Source organism: Lelliottia sp., from assembly GCF_045627565.1.
GTDB lineage: Bacteria > Pseudomonadota > Gammaproteobacteria > Enterobacterales > Enterobacteriaceae > Enterobacter.
Map to the genome: position 1 here is coordinate 201604 of NZ_JAZQNX010000008.1, position 24274 is coordinate 225877.

At 54.4% G+C, this 24274-nt stretch carries 25 protein-coding genes; 9 read left to right on the forward strand and 16 right to left on the reverse strand.

Annotated elements, in window-relative coordinates; translation table 11 throughout:
• From moaC to ACKI5T_RS05830, 4 genes are read left to right on the forward strand one after another with little or no spacing between them, the layout of a single operon-like run.
• Entirely contained in the window at positions 1-486 is a 486-nt protein-coding gene (gene moaC / locus ACKI5T_RS05815; RefSeq protein WP_407436246.1) for a cyclic pyranopterin monophosphate synthase MoaC, read from the forward strand.
• Positions 479-724 carry a molybdopterin synthase sulfur carrier subunit gene (moaD, locus tag ACKI5T_RS05820; protein WP_407436248.1) on the forward strand — a complete coding sequence of 82 codons (246 nt, stop codon included), beginning with the start codon at positions 479-481 and terminating at the stop codon, positions 722-724. The genes moaC and moaD overlap by 8 nt, the downstream gene beginning before the upstream one ends.
• Positions 725-726: 2 nt before the next feature.
• Positions 727-1179, forward strand: coding sequence for a molybdopterin synthase catalytic subunit MoaE (gene moaE / locus ACKI5T_RS05825; RefSeq protein ID WP_059178581.1), 453 nt, complete (start codon positions 727-729; stop codon positions 1177-1179).
• A gap of 58 nt (positions 1180-1237) precedes the next feature.
• The gene (locus ACKI5T_RS05830; protein ID WP_012016678.1) at positions 1238-1945 is read left to right on the forward strand and encodes a Bax inhibitor-1/YccA family protein; all 708 of its coding nucleotides are present in this window, start codon (positions 1238-1240) and stop codon (positions 1943-1945) included.
• Between the two features lie 104 nt (positions 1946-2049).
• On the opposite strand, the gene ACKI5T_RS05835 is transcribed toward ACKI5T_RS05830, so the two are convergent.
• The 3 genes from ACKI5T_RS05835 to ACKI5T_RS05845 are packed head-to-tail and all read right to left on the reverse strand — an operon-like array spanning position 2050 to position 5011.
• The gene (locus ACKI5T_RS05835; protein ID WP_407436250.1) at positions 2050-3012 is read right to left on the reverse strand and encodes a YbhN family protein; all 963 of its coding nucleotides are present in this window, start codon (positions 3010-3012) and stop codon (positions 2050-2052) included.
• Entirely contained in the window at positions 3012-4253 is a 1242-nt protein-coding gene (gene clsB, locus ACKI5T_RS05840) for a cardiolipin synthase ClsB (protein ID WP_407436252.1), read from the reverse strand. Before clsB ends, ACKI5T_RS05835 begins: the two co-directional genes overlap by 1 nt.
• On the reverse strand, positions 4250-5011 hold the full coding sequence (locus tag ACKI5T_RS05845; protein ID WP_407436254.1) for an endonuclease/exonuclease/phosphatase family protein: 762 nt from the start codon (positions 5009-5011) through the stop codon (positions 4250-4252). Before ACKI5T_RS05845 ends, clsB begins: the two co-directional genes overlap by 4 nt.
• Before the next feature lie 133 nt (positions 5012-5144).
• Here ACKI5T_RS05845 and ACKI5T_RS05850 point away from each other — a divergent pair, with 133 nt between their 5' ends.
• On the forward strand, positions 5145-5555 hold the full coding sequence (locus tag ACKI5T_RS05850; protein ID WP_407436256.1) for a YbhQ family protein: 411 nt from the start codon (positions 5145-5147) through the stop codon (positions 5553-5555).
• On the opposite strand, the gene ACKI5T_RS05855 is transcribed toward ACKI5T_RS05850, so the two are convergent.
• From ACKI5T_RS05855 to cecR, 5 genes are read right to left on the reverse strand one after another with little or no spacing between them, the layout of a single operon-like run.
• Positions 5517-6623: an ABC transporter permease gene (locus ACKI5T_RS05855; RefSeq protein ID WP_407436258.1), complete on the reverse strand. Its 1107-nt coding sequence runs from the start codon at positions 6621-6623 to the stop codon at positions 5517-5519. The genes ACKI5T_RS05850 and ACKI5T_RS05855 overlap by 39 nt on opposite strands.
• Before the next feature lie 9 nt (positions 6624-6632).
• Positions 6633-7766, reverse strand: a complete 1134-nt coding sequence (locus ACKI5T_RS05860) for an ABC transporter permease (RefSeq protein WP_407436260.1) — start codon at positions 7764-7766, stop codon at positions 6633-6635.
• Positions 7756-9495, reverse strand: a complete 1740-nt coding sequence (locus ACKI5T_RS05865; protein ID WP_407436262.1) for an ATP-binding cassette domain-containing protein — start codon at positions 9493-9495, stop codon at positions 7756-7758. The genes ACKI5T_RS05860 and ACKI5T_RS05865 overlap by 11 nt, the downstream gene beginning before the upstream one ends.
• Complete coding sequence (gene hlyD / locus ACKI5T_RS05870; protein WP_012016686.1) at positions 9488-10483, reverse strand: secretion protein HlyD; 996 nt, start codon at positions 10481-10483, stop codon at positions 9488-9490. Before hlyD ends, ACKI5T_RS05865 begins: the two co-directional genes overlap by 8 nt.
• On the reverse strand, positions 10480-11157 hold the full coding sequence (gene cecR / locus ACKI5T_RS05875) for a transcriptional regulator CecR (protein WP_407436264.1): 678 nt from the start codon (positions 11155-11157) through the stop codon (positions 10480-10482). Before cecR ends, hlyD begins: the two co-directional genes overlap by 4 nt.
• A 232-nt stretch (positions 11158-11389) precedes the next feature.
• Here cecR and rhlE point away from each other — a divergent pair, with 232 nt between their 5' ends.
• The 3 genes from rhlE (at position 11390) to ybiB (ending at position 16083) form a co-directional block, all read left to right on the forward strand.
• Entirely contained in the window at positions 11390-12778 is a 1389-nt protein-coding gene (gene rhlE / locus ACKI5T_RS05880) for an ATP-dependent RNA helicase RhlE (RefSeq protein WP_407436266.1), read from the forward strand.
• 97 nt (positions 12779-12875) lie between these two features.
• Positions 12876-15053, forward strand: coding sequence for an ATP-dependent DNA helicase DinG (dinG, locus tag ACKI5T_RS05885; RefSeq protein WP_407436268.1), 2178 nt, complete (start codon positions 12876-12878; stop codon positions 15051-15053).
• A 64-nt stretch (positions 15054-15117) separates the two neighbouring features.
• Entirely contained in the window at positions 15118-16083 is a 966-nt protein-coding gene (gene ybiB, locus ACKI5T_RS05890) for a DNA-binding protein YbiB (protein WP_407436270.1), read from the forward strand.
• A gap of 119 nt (positions 16084-16202) precedes the next feature.
• Here ybiB and ybiJ read toward each other — a convergent pair whose 3' ends face one another.
• The 3 genes from ybiJ to mcbA all read right to left on the reverse strand — a co-directional run bounded on the left by ybiJ (position 16203) and on the right by mcbA (position 17404).
• Positions 16203-16463 carry a DUF1471 family protein YbiJ gene (gene ybiJ / locus ACKI5T_RS05895; protein ID WP_407436272.1) on the reverse strand — a complete coding sequence of 87 codons (261 nt, stop codon included), beginning with the start codon at positions 16461-16463 and terminating at the stop codon, positions 16203-16205.
• Positions 16464-16748: 285 nt separating this feature from the next.
• A complete protein-coding gene (locus ACKI5T_RS05900; RefSeq protein WP_012016692.1) occupies positions 16749-17015 on the reverse strand; it encodes a DksA/TraR family C4-type zinc finger protein in 267 nt (88 codons plus the stop codon).
• Between the two features lie 125 nt (positions 17016-17140).
• Entirely contained in the window at positions 17141-17404 is a 264-nt protein-coding gene (mcbA, locus tag ACKI5T_RS05905) for a DUF1471 family periplasmic protein McbA (RefSeq protein ID WP_407436275.1), read from the reverse strand.
• Between the two features lie 241 nt (positions 17405-17645).
• On the opposite strand from mcbA, the gene rlmF reads away from it, so the two are divergent.
• A complete protein-coding gene (gene rlmF / locus ACKI5T_RS05910; protein WP_407436277.1) occupies positions 17646-18563 on the forward strand; it encodes a 23S rRNA (adenine(1618)-N(6))-methyltransferase RlmF in 918 nt (305 codons plus the stop codon).
• 45 nt (positions 18564-18608) lie between these two features.
• Here the strand turns inward: rlmF and ybiO are convergent, their stop codons facing one another.
• From ybiO to dps, 5 genes are all read right to left on the reverse strand, one after another.
• Complete coding sequence (ybiO, locus tag ACKI5T_RS05915) at positions 18609-20822, reverse strand: mechanosensitive channel protein (RefSeq protein ID WP_407436279.1); 2214 nt, start codon at positions 20820-20822, stop codon at positions 18609-18611.
• Between the two features lie 138 nt (positions 20823-20960).
• The gene (gene glnQ, locus ACKI5T_RS05920) at positions 20961-21683 is read right to left on the reverse strand and encodes a glutamine ABC transporter ATP-binding protein GlnQ (RefSeq protein ID WP_012016696.1); all 723 of its coding nucleotides are present in this window, start codon (positions 21681-21683) and stop codon (positions 20961-20963) included.
• Positions 21680-22339, reverse strand: a complete 660-nt coding sequence (glnP, locus tag ACKI5T_RS05925) for a glutamine ABC transporter permease GlnP (protein ID WP_012016697.1) — start codon at positions 22337-22339, stop codon at positions 21680-21682. The genes glnQ and glnP overlap by 4 nt, the downstream gene beginning before the upstream one ends.
• 78 nt (positions 22340-22417) lie before the next feature.
• Positions 22418-23161, reverse strand: a complete 744-nt coding sequence (gene glnH / locus ACKI5T_RS05930; protein WP_012016698.1) for a glutamine ABC transporter substrate-binding protein GlnH — start codon at positions 23159-23161, stop codon at positions 22418-22420.
• Between the two features lie 362 nt (positions 23162-23523).
• Positions 23524-24027: a DNA starvation/stationary phase protection protein Dps gene (gene dps / locus ACKI5T_RS05935; RefSeq protein WP_012016699.1), complete on the reverse strand. Its 504-nt coding sequence runs from the start codon at positions 24025-24027 to the stop codon at positions 23524-23526.
• Between the last annotated feature and the right edge of the window lie 247 nt (positions 24028-24274).

A 24274-nucleotide genomic window follows, 5' to 3' on the forward strand; every position in this document is an offset into this window, starting at 1 on the left:
ATGTCGCAACTCACCCATATTAACGCCGCAGGCGAAGCCCATATGGTGGATGTCTCTGCCAAAGTCGAAACGGTGCGCGAAGCGCGTGCCGAAGCTTTTGTCACCATGCTGCCTGAAACGCTGGCGATGATTATCGACGGCAGTCACCACAAAGGTGACGTGTTTGCTACCGCACGTATCGCCGGGATTCAGGCGGCGAAACGCACCTGGGATCTCATCCCGCTTTGCCATCCGCTGATGCTAAGCAAGGTCGAAGTAAACCTGCTGGCTGAGCCAGAACACAGCCGCGTACGTATCGAATCGTTATGCCGCCTGACCGGAAAAACCGGCGTAGAAATGGAAGCCTTAACGGCGGCCTCCGTGGCGGCACTGACCATTTACGACATGTGCAAAGCGGTGCAGAAAGATATGGTGATTGGTCCGGTTCGACTGCTGGCGAAAAGCGGCGGCAAATCCGGCGATTTTAAGGCTGACCGTCATGATTAAGGTTCTGTTTTTCGCGCAGGTTCGCGAGCTGGTGAATACGGACAGTCTCACACTTGACGCGTCTTTCGAGACCGTCGACGCGCTGCGCGCCCATCTGGCGGCGCAAAGCGACCGCTGGGCGCTGGCGCTGGAAGAGGGCAAATTATTGGCCGCCGTCAATCAGACGCTGGTGGATTTCAGCCATCCTGTTAATGCGGGTGATGAAGTGGCATTTTTCCCGCCAGTGACAGGGGGGTAACGATGAGTGACACGCGAATCATTGTCAGTCCCGCGCGATTTAGCGTCGGAACGGAATACACGTGGCTTGCAGAGCGCGATGAAGACGGCGCGGTCGTTACCTTTACCGGGAAAGTCCGCAACCATAATTTGGGCGACAGCGTCAAAGCGCTGACGCTTGAGCACTATCCGGGAATGACCGAAAAATCGCTGGCCGATATCGTGCAAGAGGCGCGCACTCGCTGGGCGTTGGGGCGTATCACGGTGATTCACCGCATTGGTGAAATGTGGCCGGGTGAAGAAATTGTCTTTGTTGGCGTCACCAGTTCTCACCGCAGCAGCGCGTTTGAAGCGGGAGAATTTATCATGGATTATCTCAAAACGCGGGCACCATTCTGGAAGCGCGAGGCCACGCCAGAAGGCGAACGCTGGGTCGAGTCACGCGACAGCGATAAAGACGCTGCCAGCCGCTGGTAACCGACGCGCGCAGATGTGTTAATCTTAACGGTAAATGTCCACTTAATGAGGAGTTATCATGGACCGATTTCCACGTTCGGATTCAATCGTTCAGCAGACCCGTAGCGGCCTGCAAACGTATATGGCGCAGGTGTACGGCTGGATGACCTGTGGCTTGCTGTTAACCGCGTTCATCGCGTGGTATGCCGCAAATACGCCCGCAGTGATGATGTTTGTCTTCTCCAGCAAAATCACCTTCTTTGGGCTGATTATCGCGCAACTGGCGCTGGTCTTTGTGCTCTCCGGTCTCGTGCAAAAGCTCAGCGCGGGAATGGCGACCACGCTGTTTATGCTCTATTCCGCGCTCACCGGCCTGACGCTTTCCAGCATCTTTATCGTCTATACCTACTCGTCTATTGCCAGCACCTTCGTGGTTGCCGGCGGGATGTTTGGTGCGATGAGCCTCTACGGCTACACCACCAAACGTGATTTGAGCGGTTTTGGCAACATGCTGTTTATGGCGCTGATCGGTATCGTGCTGGCTTCGCTGGTGAACTTCTGGCTGAAAAGCGAAGCGCTGATGTGGGCCGTGACCTACATCGGGGTGATCGTCTTTGTCGGTCTGACCGCATACGACACCCAAAAGCTGAAAAACATCGGCGAGCAAATTGACGTGCGCGACAGCTCAAACCTGCGCAAATACGCCATTCTTGGCGCGTTGACGCTGTATCTTGACTTCATCAACCTGTTCCTGATGCTGCTGCGTATTTTCGGCAACCGTCGTTAATGTTGTTTTGCCGGGTGGCGGTGCGGTCTCGCGCTCTCACCCTGACCCTCTCCCACGGGAGAGGGAACAACACGAAAAACGGCAACGAGGTTGCCGTTTTGCTTTTATTTAGCCATCGCCTTCTCGTTTTTCGCCCGCAATTTCTTCGCCCGACTTTCCAGAAGCAGATAGCAAACCGTCGCCAGCGCAAGCGGTAAGAAGTAGTACAGCATGCGATAGGCCAGCAGCGCGGCAATAATCTTGCCCTGAGAAACATGTTCCCCTGCCAGCAGCGCAATAAATACCGCTTCGAGTACGCCGATCCCCGCCGGAATATGCACGATGACGCCCGCGATACTGCTCACCAGCAGCACGCCAAGGACAAAGAAATAGTTCACGTCTTCGCCGATCAACAGCCAAATAATCGTGCCCATTACCATCCAGTTGGCGCTGGAAATCGCCATCTGCATCAGGGCAAATTTCCACGTCGGCAGAACCAGCTTTTGCCCTTTGATGGTCATGTGACGGTGTTTGGCGAACGCGCAGGCCCACAGATACACCGCGATAATCAGCAACAGAACGATGCCTAAAATCCGCAGCGTGGTCTCGTCGATATACCAGTGCGCCGGTAACTGCACCACGCCGATGGTAAAAATCACCCCGCCGAGCAGAATATAGCCCAGCCAGTTGGTGGTAATACTCAGTGAGAAAATGCGCGTGATGGTGCTGCTCGGCAGCCCAAGCCTGGAGTAGAGCCGGTAACGCATTCCGATACCGCCCACCCAGGTGCTGAGCGTCAGGTTGAAGGCATAGCAGATAAACGACACCAGCATGACCTGGCGTTTCGCCAGCTTATGCCCGCAATATGCGCGTCCAAGTAAGTCATAGCAGCCATAAATCAGATAGCTCACGATAACCAGCCCGACGGCGCTGAACAGCACCGTACGGTTATAGTTGCGGATGACTTTCCAGACCTCTTCCCAGTCAATTTTTTGCGCGTACACCACCAGTAGAACGATGACCGCCACAAAAAAGAGCCAGGTGAGGATTTTTTTGGCCATTCGCCAGCGAGGATGTGATTTGCTCATTACGGCTTCACCCCCGTGTTCTCGGCTTCGACGCGATCCTGGGTTTCCATGGCGGGTTGAACCGGCGCCGGGACCTGCGCCAGTTTAGGCGTGTGGGCGGGTAGCCAGCCGACGAGAGCCGGGAAGTGGCGCAGGAAGTGGAACACCACCACGCTTTTGGTCAAATTCCACCAGGTACGTTTGGGCACCATTGAATCGTCCACCCGCACGCAGTCGCGGGCGATAATCCCGCTCAGGTTATCGCGCAAGGTCTGGTTAAATTCACGATCGTGGATAATCAAGTTGGCCTCAAGATTCAGCGACAGGCTTAGCGGATCGAGATTACTGGAGCCGACCGTCGCCCAGTGATCGTCCATCAGTGCGACTTTGCCGTGCAGGGGACGACGGCGATATTCATAAATTTGCACGCCGCCTTTGACCAGATAGTTGTACAGCAGTCGCGCGCCGACGGTGACAATGGGCATATCCGGCTCGCCTTGCACAATCAGTTTGACCCGCACACCGCGTCGTGCAGCATTGCGCATGGCGTGCAGCAGGCGGTAGCCCGGGAAGAAATAGGCGTTTGCGATAATCACTTCACGCTTCGCGTTGGCCAGCATTTTCAAATAATGCCGTTCGATATCGTCACGATGCTCATCGTTATCACGCCAGATGAACAGCGCTTGCGCTTCGCCCGGCTGACGGTTTTCTTCAGGACGATGACGGCGTTTCCACCAGCGACGCGTCACGGATTCGCCGGGCAGGTTTTCCAGTTCGAACTGCAAAATATCCAGAACCACCGGGCCTTCGACGCGTATCGCGTAATCCTGTTTGGCTTCAGGGCCGTAATCGGACATGTGTTCATCGGAATAGTTAATCCCGCCGACAAACGCAACCGTATCATCCACCACCACAATTTTTCGATGCATGCGGCGGAAGACGTTGGTGCGCATGCCCAGCAGAGGAGGGCGTGGATCGTAATAACGAAACACCACCCCCGCCGAGGTGAGTTCGTTGACAAACGCGTCGCTCAGATCGGGTGAGCCGTAGCCATCGAGTAGCACTTCAACTTTGACGCCGCGCTGCGCAGCACGCAAAACGGCCTCATGAAGCTGACGTCCAACGCCATCTTCAAACCAGATAAACGTTTCCAGAATCACCCTGTGCTGGGCTTTATCAAGCGCGGCATACACGGCTGGATAATACTCGTCACCATTCTCCAGCAGCGTGATCCGGTTTCCTTCTCGCCATGAACATTTCATAAGTGAATCTCCGCACTTAAAGGGGCGTGGTCGGATAAATGACGCCATGTACGCAGCGCCAGCGCAGTTGGGCTGCTGGCGTGCGCGTTTTTGACATAAATTCGATCGAGGCGGAGCAACGGGAAACTCACCGGGAAGGTCCGCGCCGGACGCCCGTGCGCGCGCGTAAAGATCTCATCCAGCCCGGCGTGAGCTTTCAGCGGACGGTTGGCGCGCTGCCGCCAGTCGTTGAAATCGCCCGCGACGACCACCGGTTCGCCTTCGGGCAGAGCATTCACCCATTTCGCCATCATGTTCAGCTGTGCCTGACGGTGTGCTTCGCGCAGGCCCAGATGGACGCACCCGACGTGAATCGGAAACGCCAGTTCCGGTGGCGTAATCCGACAGTAAAGTAGCCCACGCTTTTCGCTCTCGCCCACCGAAACGTCCTGATTTTCATAATGTTCGATGGGAAAGCGCGACAGAACCGCATTACCGTGATGCCCTTCAGGGTAAACGGCGTTGCGTCCGTAGGCGTAGTCACTCCACATGGTATCGGCCAAAAACTCGTAATGTGTCGTGTCTGGCCAGTTTTCGACATGCATAGGGTGAATCTCATGCGCGCCCATCACCTCTTGCAGGCACACGATATCTGCGCCGACGGTGCGTACCGCGTCCCGCAACTCGGGTAAAATGAAGCGGCGGTTAAATGCCGTGAAGCCCTTGTGTGTGTTTATCGTCAATATTTTTAATGAAAAATGCCGGTTTTTTTGCGTCATATTTTCCTGCCAGCGTCACTATCCTGATGAAAATAAAGTGTAGTCGGCGTCACAAAAAGATGCGGCGTTACGGAATTTTCCGTAAAGTGCGGTACTCTGAACTAGCAGAGAAATATCCTTCAGGAGAGAAGCCATGAAGTGGCAACAACGCATTCGCGTCGCAACTGGCCTCAGTTGCTGGCAGATTATGTTGCATTTACTGGTCGTGGCGGTACTGGTAATGGGCTGGATGAGCGGCGCGCTGGTGCGTGTCGGCTTAGGGTTATGCGTCATGTATGGCGTGACCGTGCTGTCGATGCTGTTTTTGCAGCGTCACCACGACGCACGCTGGCGCGAAGTGGGTGATGTGCTCGAAGAGCTCACCACCACCTGGTATTTTGGTGCGGCGATGATTGTGCTGTGGCTGTTGTCACGCGTGCTGCAAAACAACCTATTGCTGGCCCTGGCGGGTCTGGCAATCCTTGCAGGACCCGCAGTGGTTTCGTTACTGACCAAAGAGAAAAAGTTACGCAATATTTCGTCTAAACATCGCGTACGCCACTGAGCCTGTCGTGGCCGCTATGACCAGTAGCGGCCACAAACTTCCCCACACAATATCCATGCTCGCATCCTTCAGATAAATTTGTTTCGTGATATCCGTAAAGTGCCTGATGGGATTCACCCACGTCAGATCCTGTAGCCAGACCGGCATGTTTTCGACCGGTGACACGTAGCCCGACAGCAAAATCGCCGGCATCATAAAGACAAACACACCGATAAACGCCTGCTGTTGCGTGGAACACAGCGCTGAAATTAGCAGACCGAATCCCACCAGCGATAACCCGTAGATAAGCATCGTGAAATAAAACAGCGCCAGCGATCCGGCAAACGGAATCTGATACGCCCAGATACCAATTCCCAGCACAATGCTGGCCTGGAACGTGGCGACGATCAGCGCGGGAACGGCTTTTCCGACAAATATCTGCCACGTGGCGAGCGGTGACACCAGCAGCTGATCGAGCGTCCCTTGTTCACGTTCACGTGCTACCGACAGCGACGTCACGATCATCACGCCAATGGTGGTGATCATGGCGATCAGCGATGGCACGACAAACCATTTGTAATCCAGATTCGGGTTGTACCAGTTGCGCACTACCAGCTCGCTGTTATTCGGTTTCGGCTTACCGTCCATCAGCTCCTGCTGATAATTTTTCACCACCTGTTGCAGGTAATTCGCTGCAATCTGCGCGCTGTTAGAGTTGCGCCCGTCAAGAATCAGCTGCATTGGCGCGGTCTGGAAGGTATCCAGGTTCCGCGAGAAATCAGCGGGGAAACGCACCAGCAGCAGCGCCTTTTGCGTGTCGATAGTCGGCTTGATCTCCTGCGGACTTTTCAGTAGCAGCACGTGGGTAAAGGCTTTGGCGCGAGCAAAACGCTGGGTCAGTTCGATCGAATGTTTACCGTTGTCTTCGTTGTAGATCGCGATAGTGGCGTTGGTGACCTCAAGCGTGGCGGCAAACGGAAACAGCAGCACCTGAATCAGCACCGGCAGCACCAGAATCGCGCGGGTCTGCGGCTCACGCAGCAAGGATTGCAGCTCTTTGCGAATTAACGTCCATAGACGATGAAACATAATTCCCCCTTAATCCAGCCGCCGCTTGGTTTTCATCCATGTCAGGCCGATAAACATCACCGCCGACGCCATCAAAAACAGAATATTGACCACTAACACCGACGGAATATTGCCCGCCAGAAACAGGCTTTGCAGCGTGTTGACGAAATAACGCGCCGGGATGATATAGGTCACCGCGCGGATAATCGCCGGCATGCTGTCAATCTGGAAAATAAAGCCGGACAGCATAATCGACGGCAGAAACGCGGCGTTCAGCGCCACCTGTGCGGCGTTAAACTGATTGCGAGTAATCGTCGAAATCAACAGCCCCATCCCCAGCGTGCTGAGTAAAAACAAGCTGGTGATCAGGAACAGCAGAATCAGCGAGCCGCGATAGGGCACGCCGAGGATAAACACCGAGACCAGCATGCAGAGCAGCATCGCCAGCATGCCGAGAAAATAGTACGGAATCAGTTTACACAGCAGCAGCTCCACGCGGGTGACTTCGGTGGAGAGCAACGCTTCCATCGTGCCGCGCTCCCATTCGCGGGCGATCACCAGCGAGGTCAGGATCGCGCCAATCACGGTCATGATAATCGTCACCGCGCCGGGGATAATAAAGTGCTGGCTGATCGCCGCCGGGTTAAACCAGTAGCGGGTTTGCACGTCGATCAGCGGTTCAAATTTTTCCCCGCGATCTTCGGCGCGCTGCATTTGCCACAGCTGCCAGATCCCCTCGGCGTAGCCCTGCACAAAGTTAGCGGTATTCGGCTCGCTGCCGTCGGTGATCACCTGAATAGGCGCGTCGGTATTTGCCCGCGCCATATTGGCGGCGAAATCGACCGGAATGACGATCAGCCCGCGAATGCGCCCGGCCTGCATTTTCTGAACCAGTTCCTGCCGGTTATCGCTGATGGTGGCGTCGATATACGGCGAGCCTGTGAGGGCGTGGGTAAAATCGAGCGCGTCTTCACTCTGCTGTTCCAGCAAAATCCCCACCCGCAGCTTGCTGGAGTCGAGGTTAATGCCGTAGCCGAAGATAAACAGCAGCAGCAGGGGGATCACCACCGCAATCAGCCAACTGCTCGGATCGCGGACGATCTGCCGCGTCTCTTTGACGCACAAGGCGCGCACCCGGCGCCAGGATACGCTTTTATGACTCACTGGCGTGCTCCTTATCCCAGTCATTGATAAGCGTGATAAACGCCTGCTCCATGGTGAGGTCTTGATTGTCGTCATCAGCGGCCTGGGCTTTTAAATCGTCCGGCGTACCGTGCGCAATCAGCTTGCCGCGATAGACCAGCCCGATGCGATCGCAATATTCCGCCTCATCCATAAAGTGGGTGGTCACCATCACGGTCACGCCTTTCTCGACCATGCTGTTGATGTGCAGCCAAAACTCGCGGCGGGTAATGGGATCCACGCCGGACGTCGGTTCGTCGAGAAACAGAATGTCCGGCTCGTGCATCAGCGAACAGGCCAGCGCCAGCCGCTGCTTAAACCCGAGCGGCAGTTCATCCGTGGCGTGGGAGGCAATGTTGGTCAGGCTAAACGCATCGCTCATGCGGGCGATTTTTTCGTTCTGCGCTTTTCCGCGCAGGCCATACACGCCGGAGAAAAATCGCAGATTTTGTTCAACGGTGAGGTTGCCGTACAGCGAGAATTTTTGCGCCATATAGCCCAGATGCTGGCGCGCCTTTCCTGAGCTGACCTTCAGGTCCATGCCCAGTACCAGCGCTTTGCCGGATGTCGGTACCAGCAGGCCGCACATCATTTTGAAGGTGGTGGATTTCCCCGCACCGTTCGGGCCCAGCAGGCCAAAAATCTCCCCGCGCTTGACGGCAAAATCCACGTTATCGGTCGCGGCAAAATCGCCGAATTTTTTGGTCAGGGCTTTCGCCTCGATCACCGTTTCGCCGGGCGTGCCTTCAACGGTATGCAAAATTGCGCCGAGCGGTGACTCTGACGTGCCCGCACCGCCGAGCAAGTCGATAAACGCATCTTCAAAGCGCGGGGCGGTTTCGTCCATTTCAATGGGCGGCATATTAGGGGCATGACGAATGTCGTCGGCAGTGGCCTCTTTTTTGAGGATCACTCGCACCGAACGCCCCTGAATCATGCCGTCGCTGACCTGAGGGAGTTTCAGTACGCGCTGCAATAATTTGCGGTTGGTTTCCTCCGGGCTGTGCAGTAGAAAACAACGGCCCGCCATCTGCTGCGTCAGCGCCGTTGGCTCGCCCTGATACAACAGCTCGCCTTCATTCATCAACAGCACGTCGCGGCACTGCTCGGCTTCATCCAGATAAGAGGTGCTCCAGAGAATGAGCATCCCGTCGCCCGCCAGCTCGTGAACCATCTGCCATAGCTCGCGGCGCGAAATCGGGTCCACGCCAACGCCGGGTTCATCCAGCAGCAGCACTTTGGGTTCGCCGACCAGCGTACAGGCCAGCCCCAGCTTTTGCTTCATCCCACCCGAAAGCTTGCCCGCCAGTCGGTCAGTGAACGGACCCAGAGAGGTAAACTCCAACAGCCGTGCAAACGTGGTTTTCCGCGTTTCGCCGGTAACGCTGCGCAAATCGGCGTATAAATTCAGGTTTTCCATTACCGTCAGATCTTCGTACAGACCAAACTTCTGCGGCATATAGCCCATGATGGCGTGTAGCTCACTGTCGTTTTTAATCGGATCAAGCCCGAGCACCGTGGCGCTGCCTTCATCCGGTTTTAGCAGTCCGGCGAGCATACGCATGAGCGTGGTTTTCCCCGCGCCGTCCGGTCCGACCAACCCGGTCACGTAGCCTTTTTGCAACGTACAGTTCAGCGGCGCGACGGCGGGTTTATCCATTCCCGCAAAGCGTTTTACCAGACTGTTGAGTTGGATAACCGCGTCATTCATGTCCTTCCCCATCGTTGAATTTGACGGTGATTGGCATGCCCTGACGCAGCGCATCGTCGGCGTCAGTCACGATAATACGCAGGCGATAAACCAGGTCGGTGCGCAGATCCGGCGTCTCGACGGTTTTCGGCGTGAATTCAGCCGTCGGGGAAACAAATCCGATTTTGCCGTGATACGGCTTATCCGGACGGCCATCGGTATACAGCAAAATTTCGCGTCCCGGCTGCGCCTGGCTGAGATTCGGTTCATCAATATAGGCGCGCACCCACACCGGGCGGGTGAGCGAAAGCGTCAGCACGGTGCTGCCCGCGCTTAACATGCTGCCCGGCTCGACGGCGCGGGTCATCAGCGTGCCGTTTGATGGCGCGATAAGCGTCGTATCGTGCAGATCCAGTTCCGCCTGCGCCAGCTGCGCCTGCGCCTGTTCGAGATTGGCTTTCGCCTGGGCAATATCCTGCGGGCGGTTACCGGTGCGGTACTGACTCAATTTATCCTGGGCAGATTTGAGCGTGGCCTGGGCCTGATCGCGTGAGGAGCGAGCGTTTTCCAGATCGTTGGCGGAAATCGTGCGGCTTTTCCACAACCCTTGCTGGCGGTTATAGAAGTTTTGCGAATAATCGTAAGCCGCTTTCGCCTGTTTGACGGCGGCTTCTGCCTGCGCGACCTCTTCGTCACGGTAGCCCGCCAGCATCAAATCATACTGGGCCTGCGCCACCGAAACGCTGGCTTTAGCCTGCATCAGCGCATTTTCATATGGGGCTTTATCAAGCTGGCCGAGCAGTTGCCCACTTTTTACCGTATCGCCCTCGTCAACGGCGAGCGATTCCAGACGCCCGCCCACGCGGAAACTCATATTCAGCGTGCGAATATCGACGTTACCGTAAAGCGTAAGACCTCGATCCTGCTGGCTTTGATACCACAGCCAACCGCCGATACCGGCTGCCAGCAGAACAACGACCGCCAGTATGACCACGACAGGTTTTTTCATGACTCCAGGCTCCTTAGCGTTAAACCGTGCAGGATAAGATCGAGATGACAGGTGATAACCTGGCTAATCTGCGCGGCTTTATCCTCATCAAATTGTGTCCAGCCAGTGCGTAACAAAATCGTTTCTCGTCCCAGGCGAAAGGCGAGGATTTCGCCGAGCAGCGCATGGGTGTGCAAAATGGTTTGCGTATCGTTGGGGTCGCGACCGGTGTAAGCCGCGATCAACCGGGTCAAATGGGTGTGCATTGGGGAAATGACCTGGTCGTGAACCAGTTGATAGGCGGCTGTGGGCGAAAGTTGTTCCCGTGAGATAAACTTACTGAGGTTCATCGTATCGTCATGGGTCAGCAGCCGAATCATGTTGTTGCACGCGTCATGAAGCAGCCCACGAATGGCATCGCGATCTGGCGATGGCGCGTCAAGCAGCGCCGTAGCGGCTTCGACGTGCGGGCGAAAATTGCTGCCAATGAAATCAGCAATAGACTGCGCGCAGGCGAGATACAAATCTTCCTTTGAACCGAAGTAGTACGGAATAGCCGCGATGTTTTGCCCGGCTTGCGCAGCGATATCGCGCGTTGTGGCGTGCAGTCCGTATTCGCCGAACTGGGCCAGTGCCGCCGCAATCAGCTGGCTTTTCGCCTGTTCCCCTTTGGTGGTGGTCGGTGTCGGATTCATCTCGTCATTAAAAGTTAATCAATCGATTGATTAAGATTATGTATAAATTTTCACCTTGTCCAGTCGCATGGTGCAATATTTCGCAGAGGAATCACGGAGGGATATTTTATGCGCCGTATCACAAAATCTGCTACACTCCGCAGCTTCGTGACATTGTGGTTTTTGTCCTCTTCTATTCGTCTTATCTCCCTGAAAACTACACCTGTGACGGTCGGGGCGGTTCGGAGTTTTTATGTCTTTTGATACCCTTGGCCTGAACCCGGAAATTCTGCGCGCCGTCGCAGAACAGGGCTACCTCGAGCCAACACCGATTCAGCAGCAGGCGATCCCTGCGGTGCTGGAAGGCCGTGACCTGATGGCCAGCGCACAGACCGGTACCGGCAAAACGGCGGGCTTTACGCTGCCGCTGCTGCAACGTCTGGTGCAGAACGAGCCGCACGCGAAGGGCCGTCGCCCGGTGCGTGCGTTGATCCTGACACCAACCCGTGAACTGGCGGCGCAGATCGGCGAGAACGTGCGTGAGTACAGCCGCTATCTCGATATCCGCTCGCTGGTGGTTTTCGGCGGCGTGAGCATTAACCCACAGATGATGAAACTGCGCAGCGGCGTTGACGTTTTAGTTGCGACGCCAGGCCGTTTGCTGGATCTGGAACATCAAAACGCGGTCAAACTGGATCAGGTCGAAATCCTGGTGCTGGATGAAGCTGACCGTATGCTGGACATGGGCTTTATCCATGACATTCGTCGCGTGCTGGCGAAACTGCCTGCTAAGCGTCAGAACCTGCTGTTCTCCGCCACCTTCTCTGATGAGATTAAAGGCCTGGCGGAAAAACTGCTGCGTAACCCGCTGGAAATTGAAGTCGCGCGTCGTAACACCGCGTCTGAGCAGATTTCACAGTACGTTCACTTCGTGGACAAAAAGCGTAAGCGGGAACTGCTCTCGCAGATGATTGGCGAAGGCAACTGGCAGCAGGTGCTGGTCTTTACCCGTACCAAACACGGCGCTAACCATCTGGCTGAACAGCTAAATAAAGACGGCATTCGCAGTGCGGCAATCCATGGCAACAAGAGCCAGGGTGCCCGTACGCGTGCATTAGCTGATTTCAAATCCGGTGACATTCGCGTGCTGGTGGCAACGGATATCGCCGCGCGCGGTCTGGATATCGAAGAACTGCCGCACGTTGTGAATTACGAGCTGCCAAACGTACCGGAAGATTACGTACACCGTATCGGCCGTACCGGTCGTGCTGCGGCCACCGGTGAAGCGCTTTCACTGGTTTGCGTCGATGAGCACAAACTGCTGCATGACATTGAACGTCTGCTGAAGAAAGAGATTCCGCGCATCGCCATTGAAGGCTATGAAGTGGATAAGTCAATCAAAGCTGATCCGATTCAAAACGGTCGTCAGGGCGGCGGTGGTCGTGGACAGGGTGGTGGCGGTGGACGCAGCCAGCAGCCGCGTCGTTCCGAAGGCGGCGCGCCGAAAGCGTCAGGTAAGCCTCCGCGTCGTAGCGGTGATGCAAAACCGGCGGGCGAAAACCCGTGGCGCAGCGGGGAAGCCAAACCCGCAGGCGAAGGCCAACGCCGACGCAAACCGCGTAAACCTGCCTCCGCGCAGTAATCTGGAAGCCCGGCTCTGAAGCCGGGCTTTTCTTTTTGCGACAACGCCTCGAACGTGCCACAATAGTGGCTGTTTATACAGTATTTCAGGTTATCCGATGGCTTTAACCGCTGCGCTCAAAGCGCAAATTGCCGCCTGGTATAAGGCGTTGCAGGAACAGATCCCCGATTTTATTCCCCGAGCCCCACAGCGACAGATGATTGCCGATGTGGCGAAGACGCTCGCCGGGGACGAAGGGCGGCATCTGGCGATTGAAGCGCCGACTGGCGTCGGTAAAACACTCTCCTATTTAATTCCTGGGATCGCCATCGCCCGCGAAGAGCAAAAAACGCTGGTGATCAGTACCGCCAACGTGGCGCTTCAGGATCAGATTTACAGCAAAGATTTACCTCTGCTGCGCAAAATTATTCCCGAGCTGCGGTTTACCGCGGCGTTTGGTCGTGGACGTTATGTCTGTCCGCGTAATCTGGCAGGGCTTGCCAGCAGCGACGCGACGCAGCAGGATTTGCTGGCGTTCCTCGATGACGATTTAACCCCGAACAACAAAGCCGAACAGGATCTGTGCGCAAAGCTGAAGGTCGATCTCGACGGCTATAAATGGGACGGCCTGCGCGATCACACTGATAAGGCAATCAGCGACGATTTGTGGCGACGCCTGAGTACGGATAAAGCCAGCTGTCTTAACCGCAACTGTCACTATTACCGTGAATGTCCGTTCTTTGTTGCCCGCCGTGAAATTCAGGAAGCGGAAGTGGTAGTCGCCAACCACGCGCTGGTGATGGCGGCGCTCGAGAGCGAAGCGGTGCTTCCTGATCCCAAAAACTTACTGCTGGTGCTCGATGAAGGACACCATCTGCCGGACGTGGCGCGCGATGCACTCGAGATGAGCGCGGAGATCACCGCGCCGTGGTTCCGTCTCCAGCTCGATCTGTTCTGCAAACTGATCGCCACCTGCATGGAGCAGTTCCGCCCCAAAACAACGCCACCGCTTGCAGTGCCTGAACGGCTTAGCGAGCACTGCGAAGAGGTTTACGCGCTGATTGCGTCCCTGAACGTCATCCTCGACCTTTATCTTCCCGCGGCTCAGCAGGCGGAGCACCGCTTTGCGATGGGCGAGCTGCCGGATGAGGTAATGGAGATCTGCAAGCAGCTGGCGAAACTGCTGGAAAAATTGCGGGGGCTTGCCGAAATGTTCCTGAACGATCTCAGCGAGAAAACCGGTACCCACGATGTGGTGCGCGTGCACCGCGTGTTATTGCAGATGAATCGCGCGTTAAGCATGTTTGAAAGCCAAAGCAAGCTGTGGCGACTGGCGTCAATGGCGCAAGCATCTGGCGCGCCGGTCACCAAATGGGCGACGCGCGAAGTAAAAGATGGGCAAATCCATCTGTTCTTCCACTGCGTGGGCATTCGCGTGAGCGATCAGCTGGAAAAGCTGATCTGGCGTAGCGTGCCGCATGTGGTGGTGACGTCGGCGACGCTGCGTTCGCTGAACAGCTTCTCACGTTTGCAGGAGATGAGCGGTTTAAAAGAGAAGGCGGGCGACCGTTTTGTCTCGCTGGATTCGCCATTTAACCACTGTGAGCAGGGCAAACTGGTTATCCCAAAAATGCAGCATGAGCCGCTGATGGAGCACGAAGAGCAGCATATTGCCGAAATGGCCGCCTATTTTCGCGAGCAGGTGGAGAGCAAGAAATATCCCGGCATGCTGGTACTTTTTGCCAGCAACCGTGCCCTGCAGCTGTTCTTAACGTTTGTCACCGATCTGCGTTTGCTGCTGCTGGTGCAGGGCGATCAGCCACGCTATCGCCTTGTGGAAGCGCACCGTAAGCGTATTGATAACGGTGAGCGCAGCGTGCTGGTGGGCTTGCAGTCCTTTGCGGAAGGTCTGGATCTGAAGGGCGATTATCTGACGCAGGTGCATATCCACAAAATTGCCTTCCCGCCGATTGACAGCCCGGTGGTGATCACTGAGGGCGAGTGGCTGAAAAGTCTGAATCGCTATCCGTTTGAAGTGCAAAGCCTGCCGGCGGCGTCGTTTAATTTGATTCAGCAGGTCGGGCGACTGATCCGAAGCCACGGCTGCTGGGGCGAAATCGTCATTTATGATCGTCGTCTGCTGACTAAAAACTACGGTCAGCGTTTGCTGAATGCCCTGCCGGTGTTCCCCATCGAGCAGCCCGATGTGCCGGAAGTCAAAAAGCGTCCGACTCAGGTCGTGCCCGCGTCTAAAAAAAGTCCTCGTGCCCGTGGGCGTCGTCCCGCAGGTAAATAAAAACCTGTCGGCGAACGCTTCTTCGGGGCTATATTGTTAAAAAGATGTCGCCAGGAGAAGTGTTGTGGATTATCGCAAAATTATCAAAGAGGTAGGGCGCGGGAAAAACCATGCTCGCGATCTGGACCAGGAAACCGCCCGTGCGCTGTATACCCATATGCTGAATGGCGATGTGCCAGAGCTTGAAATGGGCGGCATATTGATTGCGCTGCGCATCAAAGGGGAAGGCGAAGCGGAAATGCGGGGTTTTTACGAGGCGATGCAGGCTCATACCCTGCAACTAACGCCGCCCGTGGGCAAGCCGATGCCGATTGTGATCCCCAGTTATAACGGCGCACGTAAACAGGCGAACCTGACGCCACTGCTGGCGATGTTGCTCCACAAACTGGGATTCCCGGTGGTGGTGCACGGGGTGAGTGCCGATCCAACTCGCGTGCTGACCGAAACCATTTTTACTCTGCTTGGGATTGCGCCTACGCTTCATGCCGGTCAGGCTCAGGCCAAACTCGATGGACCTCACCCCGTTTATATTCCGGTTAACGCCCTGTGTCCGCCGCTCGAAAAGCAGCTGGATATGCGCTGGCGGATGGGGGTGCGTAACAGCGCGCATACGCTGGCGAAACTGGCGACGCCGTTCGCGGAAGATGCGGCGCTGCGTCTGTCCAGCGTGTCTCACCCGGAGTATGTCACCCGTGTCGCTGGTTTTTTTGCCGATATCGGTGGCAGAGCACTGTTGATGCACGGAACGGAAGGAGAGGCGTATGCGAATCCGCAGCGCTGCCCGCAGATGACGTTGATCGACAGCGCTGGAACGCGTGTGGTGCTTGAACGCGCGGAAGAATCCGCCGGGGAGATTGCGCTGCCCGAGGCAAAAGATCCTGCGACCACGGCCCGCTGGATTGAGCGTTGCCTTGCGGGAAGCGAGCCGGTACCACACTCTCTCAAGCTTCAGATGGCGTGCTGCCTGCTGGCAACGGGAGAAGTGGAAACCGTGGATGCCGGGCTTGCGCGTATTGCCCAGACATTTTAAATAAAAAAAAGCCCGTCCAATCCTGAACGGGCAAACAAAGGGTAACAACAACAGGGTCAATGAGGGTTGGAGCAACTCGCCAGAGGGGTTAGCGAGGGTCGAGCATTACATCGTTTGGCTTACTGGTAAATTACCGCAGTACCGCTGAGTTTGTTGTTGCCGTTCGCAGACGTGATGGTGTAACCACTTGCACCAGCAGCAGACGCTTTCTCAGCCAGTTTCGCTTCCAGACCATCCAGTGTAGTCGCGCCTTCAGCACTGACAACACCCAATTTATTCATGTTTTGTGCCTGAGCTTCAGTCACTGACTGCGCGGCGAATGCGCCGAAAGAAAGGGTAGTCAGGGCGATAGCGGCAACAGCATATTTGATGGTTTTCATAGTTAATCTCTCGCAGGTTGTTCTGTTAAGGGGACGATGTTCCGTCGATGTGATAAGTATCACGTTTTTTTGCGGAAGATATAATCTAAGAGAATTGACAGCATTGCTCAAAAAAACTGAATGACAAATAACTTATTGAATATTAATAAATTCATACCCCCGCTTTACCGTTCTTGCCGTTTCGCTTTACACAACGCGCATCGAGGGCACGTTTTGCTACGCGACACGGGAAAAATCGTGAGCGTAAAGCTAGATGCGGGTGACTTTATTTTAGGTAAAGAAGAGTCAGCGCAACTGGCTGTCTTTCGATCCTCTGCGATTATATCCTGAGTGTGAAGTGTTTTTTGAATCTTTATTCTGTTGACAGGTGATGCAAAGCCGCACGCCTGGCACGGCTTTACGCCGGGCTTCAGGGATGGGATCGCCGCATTCCTCGCACTCACATAAACTCTCGCCCTGCGCTAATTCGCCGCGAACACGCGCGACAGCATCTTCAATAGTACTGTTGATCTGTTCGTTGACGGCGTCATCATTGGCCCAACCGGATGCCATGCCAGCCTCCTCATGCACGATAGACGTTCATATAATGAATATGGGGTTAAAAAATAGACAGTCAAGGTGGGGTCAGTGAGAACTGCATCTGTTGGGGGCAGATGCAGCTCTATGAGCATTAACTCTCATTTATAGATCGTGGCCGTGCCGAACATGCGGTTTTCACCGCCAGCAGAGTTCACCACAAATCCACTTGCGCCTTCATCTTTGGCTTTTTCAGCGAGCTTAGACTGGAGGTCGTCGAGGTTTGCTGCGCCGGTGACGGAGACAGTGCCTGCCGGGCGAAGCTGCCCGGTATCGCTGCGGGAGAGTGATTCAGCTGTCCAGGCGGAGAACGAGGCCGACGCCAGCGAACCAGCAAGTACAAGTAGTGTCAGGTATTTCTTCATAATCACATCCTCTGAATAACAACGGGTAATGCAGACTAAGTTTAGAAGTAATCCTGATGTGATTTAGCGCAAAAATTTGATGGTGATCTGCGTGTTTTTTGAACGATGTTTATTGACAAAATATTGACATATCATAGACATACAGGTTGCTGATTTTTGACGGATTATTGTGCACGGAAGAGAGTTATTTACCGTTGCGCCGCCAGAGGGTATCTTACGCCGCTGTTAAAAGGAGAATACCATGACTGCCGAAAAGCCGGGATTACACCCGCGTAACCGCCACCGCAGCCGCTACGACATGAATGCCCTGTGTCAGAGCTGCCCTCAACTGCAAGCGTTCATCGTGGAGACGCCTGCAGGTGAACCCTCAGTGAATTTTGCCGACCCGCTGGCGGTAAAAGCGCTGAACAAGGCGCTGCTGGCCCATTTTTACGGCGTTACGCAGTGGGACATTCCGGAAGGTTTTCTCTGCCCGCCTGTTCCTGGACGTGCTGATTACGTCCACCATCTCGCCGATTTGCTGGCGGAAGATAATGCCGGGACGATCCCGCCGCAAGCGACGGTGCTGGATATTGGCACGGGCGCGAATCTGATTTATCCGCTGATTGGTGTCGCGGAATATGGCTGGCGCTTTACCGGAAGTGAAACCGGGAAAGAGGCGTATGCCAGCGCACAGGCGATCGTGAACGGGAACGAGGGGCTGACCCGCGCGATTCGATTACGTCGTCAGAAAGAGGCGTCCGACATTTTCAACGGCATCATTCATAAGAATGAAAGCTACGACGCCACGATGTGTAATCCCCCTTTCCATGATTCAGCCGAGACGGCCCGCGCAGGCAGCGAACGTAAGCGTCGTAACCTTGGTCAGGCAGAAGATGGTGCGCTGAACTTTGGCGGTCAACAGCACGAGTTGTGGTGTGAAGGCGGCGAAGTGGCTTTCATCGAGAAGATGATTACGGAAAGCAAATTGTTTGCCCGTCAGGTGAAATGGTTTACGACGCTGGTTTCTCGTGGTGATAATTTACCGCCGCTGTATCGTGCGTTGACTGCCGTAGGCGCGGTAAAAGTGGTGAAAAAAGAGATGGCGCAAGGGCAGAAGCAAAGCCGCTTTATCGCCTGGACGTTTATGGACGACGCCAAACGCCGCAAATCGTTTTAAGCGTGATGTGGCGGTGATATGCCGGGCAACAATGCCCGGCCTGTTTTAAGGCGTCGGTTCCTGCGGTGGCGGAAGTGCGCCAGCAGGCGAGAGCACCTGATACGTCTGAACGGGTGTTCGCACTTCTGCCAGATCAAAGTGCTTCTTCACCATGCTGTCGAGCGCAAAACGCACCGTCCACTGTTTCAGCGGCTGGGTAGTGAATGAGACGCGCAGCGTAAAGGCGGTGTTCGTCAGCCCCACAATGCCCGCAAACGACGGTTCACCGATCACCAGCCCTCGGATATCCTCCATCTCCATCAGTTCCTCTACCGCCGATTTGAGCGCCTGTTTGGCTTTGTCTGCGTCCTCATGGCGATCCACGTCGTAATTTGCTACCACAGACCCGATACCCCGCACGAAGTTGGCGAATGTGGTAATCGAAGACCACGGAATGATGTGATATGCGCCAGTGTCTTGTCGTACGCCCACAGAACGGATCGACATCCGCTCCACGGTGCCGGTTAATGGCCCAATGGTCACCAGATCGCCGGTGTTCATCCCGTTCTCAAACTGAATGAAAATCCCGGTAATGATGTCTTTCACCAGCGTTTGTGACCCGAACGAAATCGCCAGGCCGAGTGCACCCGCGCCTGCCAGCAGCGGCGCGATATTCACGCCAATTTCAGAAAGCACAATCATGATGGTGATGGTACTGATAATAACGGCCAGCGCATTGCGGAATAACGTTAACAGCGTGCGGGCTCGCGCGCTGGGCAGAGGACGCCCGTGAATATCTGACACCAGCCGGTTCTCAATCAGACTCGCCAAAAGCGTCCAGCCAACCGCCGAGAAGAACAGGATCAGCGCGATACGAATCAGGATATCCACCGTTTTCTCGCCCGCGCCGTTGTGCAGCCAGTTCCAGAAGTCAAACAGCCCCCAGGCGTTAAGCAGCAGCATAATGGACACGCAAACCGTCAGAATGCGTGCGACTTTCAACGACGTTGAGATCCAGCTGTTCACCCGTTTCTGCAATTCGGGATAATTTCGCTGCACCTGCGGAGAAAGCGTGACGGTTTTCGAAATCCAGCGCGACAGCAAACCCGACACAAACGCCGCGATGCCAATAATCGCCAGGCTGTGGAATGTCGCCCCCATCATAAACTTTAGGCTGTTGCCCGGATCGAACAGCGAGAAGAAGCACAGCACAATAAAATAGGCGCTGGCGAGCCAGTGCCATATCAGCGCAAATGCACGGATAAACAGGCTAAAGAAAGAAAGCGACCGATCGGCCAGATGCAATAGCCCGTCGGTGATGGCTTTTTTGTTGTGAAAAATCAAGTACAACGCCCAGACGGTAATGCAGATCATGATAAGCACGTTGGCCAGCGCGCCAATTTGGACATTGACCTGGTTTGAGATAATCGGCACCGCAACCAGCAGACCGTAACCAATCAGACCGCTGAGAATGCTCAGGCGAAGCGCCCAATATTTCGCGTGCTCATCGCTGAGGGAGAAAGGCCGTAAATCCGCCACGCGTGGGCAAAACAGCAAACGTAAAAGCGCTTTGAAAAATTCAATCAGGGCGAAGGCGTTAAGGAATAGGCTTTGCTGAAAGGCGATGGTGTGGTTACCGGCATCGAGATTATCACTGAGAATTTGACCGACAAACAGCGTTAGCGCCAGCAGCAGCAAATCGATAATGAACGCCCCGGCAATCATCAGCGGTAAGTGAAACCAGCTGCTTCTCTCCCGATTCTTTTTGCGTCCCCATTGCCCCATTTTGCGGTACAGCGGCCAGGCACACAGACGCACCAGCCAGTAGAAGGCAAAGACCATCGCGGCCAGCATCAGAAAATGGCTGGCCGCGTTATTGAACGTTTGCGGATTAAAGGCCTTGTGCGGGGAACCGATAAGATTGCGATAGAGCTGAGCAAAGCGGGCTGATAGCGCGTCACCATAATGGCGACCCACGTCGGTGACGTTTTCCAGCACGGTTTTTTGTTCAACCACGTCCGGTGGCGTGATTTTTGGGACCGGATCCTGCGGTGGCGTCGCCGCAACGGTACGGAGCTGTTCGATCAGCTCCTGGCGCGAGGTGTCATTCTCGAGCACATCCGCGAGCGCACTGTAGGCGGCTTTCTTTTGTTCAACGTCAGGTTCAGGGGCTGTCGTGGTTTGCTGGGAGGTTGACGCGCCGGTCGTGACGCCCGGAATAGTGACCGCCTGCGCGGGTGCGCAGAACAGGCAAAACAGTAGCAGCAGGATCCACGGCACGGCTTCCTCCGATGAAGAAAATGTTCAGCAAAATGATAAGTATAGAAGGAGCACGGGGGAGGGAAGTTTTTGGGAACAATCTGGCATTAAAAAGCCGGGCGATAATGTGCCCGGCTTTGGATGATTAGCGTGAAAATATCAGGAGACGTGCTGCAAGAATTCCTGCAAACGCTGGCTCGGCGGATTTTCGATCAGCGCCTGCGGATTGCCATCTTCGGCAATGCGGCCTTTATCAATGAAAATCAGACGGGACGCCACTTTCTCGGCAAAGCCGATTTCGTGAGTCACGATCACCATCGTCATGCCTTCTTCCGCCAAATCCTGCATAACTTTCAATACTTCATGACGCAGTTCTGGATCCAGCGCAGAGGTCGGCTCATCGAAAAGCATCATTTTCGGTTTCACCGCCAGCGCACGGGCGATTGCCACGCGCTGTTGTTGACCACCGGAAAGCTCAGAAGGGTAGTGATGCGCACGCTCGGCAAGGCCGACTTTTGCCAGCAGCTCTTTTGCCAGTTTCTCAGCTGCCGCTTTGTTGGCTCCGCGCACGCGCAGTGGGCCGAACATCACGTTTTCCAGCGCCGTCAGGTGCGGGAACAGATAAAACTGCTGGAACACCATACCCGCTTCCTGACGAATCAAACGCTCGTCCACTTTCGGGTCGTTCACTTTCAAACCATCGACAAACAGATCGCCGCTGGTGATCTCTTCCAGCTTGTTAATGCAGCGCAGCAGCGTTGATTTACCGGAACCTGACGGCCCGATAATGACCACCACTTCGCCCTGTTTAATATTCAGATCGATATCGTGCAGCACTTTCGTGGGACCGAAGTGCTTGGAAACGTTTTTAAATTCAATCACAGGATTTTCATCCTTCTTTCAAGACGGCGCAGAACAAAGCTCAGCAGCAGCGTAATAATCAGATAAACCACCGCAACGGCGCTCCAGATTTCCAGTGCACGGAAGTTACCGGCAATGATCTCCTGGCCCTGACGGGTTAATTCAGCCACCCCGATAACGATAAACAGCGAGGTATCTTTGATACTGATGATCCACTGGTTGCCCAGCGGTGGCAGCATACGACGCAGCGCCAGCGGCAGAATAACGTGGCGAATGGTTTCGCGGCGGGACAGGCCCAGCGCCAGACCGGCTTCACTGAAGCCTTTATGTATCGACAGCACCGCGCCACGGGTGATTTCCGCAATATAGGCGCCGGAGTTGATCATAATGGTCACGACCGCTGCGCTGAACGGATCAATGCGCAGATCGTTAAACGCCATAGGCAGGGCGAAGTAGATAAACATGACCTGTACGACGATGGGCGTACCGCGGATCACTTCGATGAAAACCAGTGCGATATGGTTTGCAATCCAGCCACCGTAGCTACGAGCGAAACCGGCCACAAGACCGATAATCAACCCGCCAGCCAGACCGAGGACCGAAATCCACAAGGTCATTTTAGCGCCTTCAAGCAAGAGAGGAATGGCAGGCCAGATGGCGCTCCAGTCAAACTGCATGATAATTTCCTGTAACCGTGGTTCTAAAAAATGCAGGGGCGAAAGCCGCCCCTGAGCGTACAACGTCTTTAATAATAATTATTTTGGTTCAGTACCGAACCATTTTTTGTAGATTTCGTTGTAAGTGCCGTTTTCACGCAGCGTTTTCAGCGCGCCGTTCACTTTATTACGCAGCTCGTCGCTGCCTTTAGGGAACGCGATGCCGTACTGCTGTGCTTCCAGTGACTCACCAACCGCTTTGAACTTGCCGTTGCCCGCAGTTTTGATGAAGTACAGAATGTTAGGGGTGTCGTGCAGTACCGCGTCAGCGCGGTTAGTGCCGAGCTCCATATAGGCGTTGTCGATGTTAGGGAACTGACGCAGGTCTTTGGTTTTGATATTCGCTTTCGCGTAATCAACAGAACCGGTGCCGCTCTTCACTGCCACGATTTTGCCGTCGAGGTCTTTCACGCTTTTCACGTCGTTGTTGTCGGCTTTAACCATCAACAGCAAACCGCTTTTGTAGTAGCCGTCAGAGAATTCGATCGCTTTTTTACGTTCTTCAGTGATCGTGATACCCGCCAGCGCCAGGTCGATATTTTTGGTTTGCAGAGCCGGGATGATGCCGCTGAAATCCATTGGCTTCAGGGTGTAATCCAGTTTCAATTCTTTTGCGATTGCCGCCCACAAATCCACGTCAAAACCAACGTACTTATCACCCTGCTTGAATTCGAAAGGAACGAAAGCGGTGTCAGTTGCCACAACGAGTTTGTCTGCGGCCTGAGAAGATACCGCGAACGCCAGGGTAAGTGCAGCCAGTGAAACTTTTAATACAGACTTCATAGTATTTCCTTTTATATCCACGGGGCGATCCCCTGCGGGAGCAAACGGCTATATGAAAAAATCGTGCCAACTTTACAACCTATTGTTTTGCAAAGAGGATATATACTTACGTTGCACAATAATCGTTGCAAGAGTATCGATTTGCACCAAAGTGAGGCACTGTTTTGGTGCGTTTCAATGTAGTCAACAGACGGAAGGATATTAAGCGCAATTAACGACGATAAAACAATCGTTCGTTAACGATTTTGTGAGGTGATTATTACAACTTTTTTACTTTTGCAGGCGTCGCAGGAAAAAGTGTGCACCATAAATGTGCAAAACCCCCACCGTAAGGCGAGGGTTTGATTAAAATTCCGTATGGATTATTCGATGTTAGATTCGATAAACCACAGGAACTGATCCAGGTCGCGAGAAGCCGCGGTCAGTATATCGGCTGTGTCTTCGTCTTTTGCTTCGCCAATAGCTTTGCGCACATCGTTAGCAACGATGGCATAGCGATCGGCCAACTCTTTCAGGTGATCCTGTACAGAGTGAATGTCCAGCGGATAGCTTTTCAGCGCCGTTTTGCTGTTAATCACCTGGGTCGTACCCAAGGCCACACCGCCAAGCTGTACAGCCCGCTCAGCCATAGTATCAAGGTGAGTCACCAGCGCAGTACGGAATCCATCCAGCATTTCATGGACGGCAATGAAGTTTGCGCCGCGCATGTTCCAGTGGGCCTGTTTGGTGATTAATGACAGGTCAATGAACTGGATCACCTGGCGATTCAGCAACTCAATCGTCGCTTTCTTATCACTGTCCGATACATCGTTGCGGGTATAAAGCAGATTAGACGCTTTCGTTTTTACCAGTTTAGCGGTACTCATAATCTCATATCCTCTTGATGTTTTGTGTTCCAGATAATTACCGGAAATAAGTATAGCACCGCTTTTTCATTCTGCAGGGTTGTCTGTGCCTATCGATTTAATAGTGATAATAATGTATTTTTTTAATGTTTTGATTTTATGGGTTTTTATTTTATTCGTTGCGGATGAGTCTTAATTTCACTAAATCATGTGAAATGCACCAAAATATTTCATCATGATGACAAAGTATGTGCGGAAATAACGGGTG

Bases quoted from the DNA above. Each gene is read 5' to 3' on its own strand.
- moaC (WP_407436246.1), top strand. From the start codon at position 1: ATGTCGCAACTCACCCATATTAACGCCGCAGGCGAAGCCCATATGGTG.
- moaD (WP_407436248.1), top strand. From the start codon at position 479: ATGATTAAGGTTCTGTTTTTCGCGCAGGTTCGCGAGCTGGTGAATACG.
- moaE (WP_059178581.1), top strand. From the start codon at position 727: ATGAGTGACACGCGAATCATTGTCAGTCCCGCGCGATTTAGCGTCGGA.
- ACKI5T_RS05830 (WP_012016678.1), top strand. From the start codon at position 1,238: ATGGACCGATTTCCACGTTCGGATTCAATCGTTCAGCAGACCCGTAGC.
- ACKI5T_RS05835 (WP_407436250.1), bottom strand. From the start codon at position 3,012: ATGAGCAAATCACATCCTCGCTGGCGAATGGCCAAAAAAATCCTCACC.
- clsB (WP_407436252.1), bottom strand. From the start codon at position 4,253: ATGAAATGTTCATGGCGAGAAGGAAACCGGATCACGCTGCTGGAGAAT.
- ACKI5T_RS05845 (WP_407436254.1), bottom strand. From the start codon at position 5,011: ATGACGCAAAAAAACCGGCATTTTTCATTAAAAATATTGACGATAAAC.
- ACKI5T_RS05850 (WP_407436256.1), top strand. From the start codon at position 5,145: ATGAAGTGGCAACAACGCATTCGCGTCGCAACTGGCCTCAGTTGCTGG.
- ACKI5T_RS05855 (WP_407436258.1), bottom strand. From the start codon at position 6,623: ATGTTTCATCGTCTATGGACGTTAATTCGCAAAGAGCTGCAATCCTTG.
- ACKI5T_RS05865 (WP_407436262.1), bottom strand. From the start codon at position 9,495: ATGAATGACGCGGTTATCCAACTCAACAGTCTGGTAAAACGCTTTGCG.
- hlyD (WP_012016686.1), bottom strand. From the start codon at position 10,483: ATGAAAAAACCTGTCGTGGTCATACTGGCGGTCGTTGTTCTGCTGGCA.
- cecR (WP_407436264.1), bottom strand. From the start codon at position 11,157: ATGAATCCGACACCGACCACCACCAAAGGGGAACAGGCGAAAAGCCAG.
- rhlE (WP_407436266.1), top strand. From the start codon at position 11,390: ATGTCTTTTGATACCCTTGGCCTGAACCCGGAAATTCTGCGCGCCGTC.
- dinG (WP_407436268.1), top strand. From the start codon at position 12,876: ATGGCTTTAACCGCTGCGCTCAAAGCGCAAATTGCCGCCTGGTATAAG.
- ybiJ (WP_407436272.1), bottom strand. From the start codon at position 16,463: ATGAAAACCATCAAATATGCTGTTGCCGCTATCGCCCTGACTACCCTT.
- ACKI5T_RS05900 (WP_012016692.1), bottom strand. From the start codon at position 17,015: ATGGCATCCGGTTGGGCCAATGATGACGCCGTCAACGAACAGATCAAC.
- mcbA (WP_407436275.1), bottom strand. From the start codon at position 17,404: ATGAAGAAATACCTGACACTACTTGTACTTGCTGGTTCGCTGGCGTCG.
- rlmF (WP_407436277.1), top strand. From the start codon at position 17,646: ATGACTGCCGAAAAGCCGGGATTACACCCGCGTAACCGCCACCGCAGC.
- glnP (WP_012016697.1), bottom strand. From the start codon at position 22,339: ATGCAGTTTGACTGGAGCGCCATCTGGCCTGCCATTCCTCTCTTGCTT.
- glnH (WP_012016698.1), bottom strand. From the start codon at position 23,161: ATGAAGTCTGTATTAAAAGTTTCACTGGCTGCACTTACCCTGGCGTTC.
- dps (WP_012016699.1), bottom strand. From the start codon at position 24,027: ATGAGTACCGCTAAACTGGTAAAAACGAAAGCGTCTAATCTGCTTTAT.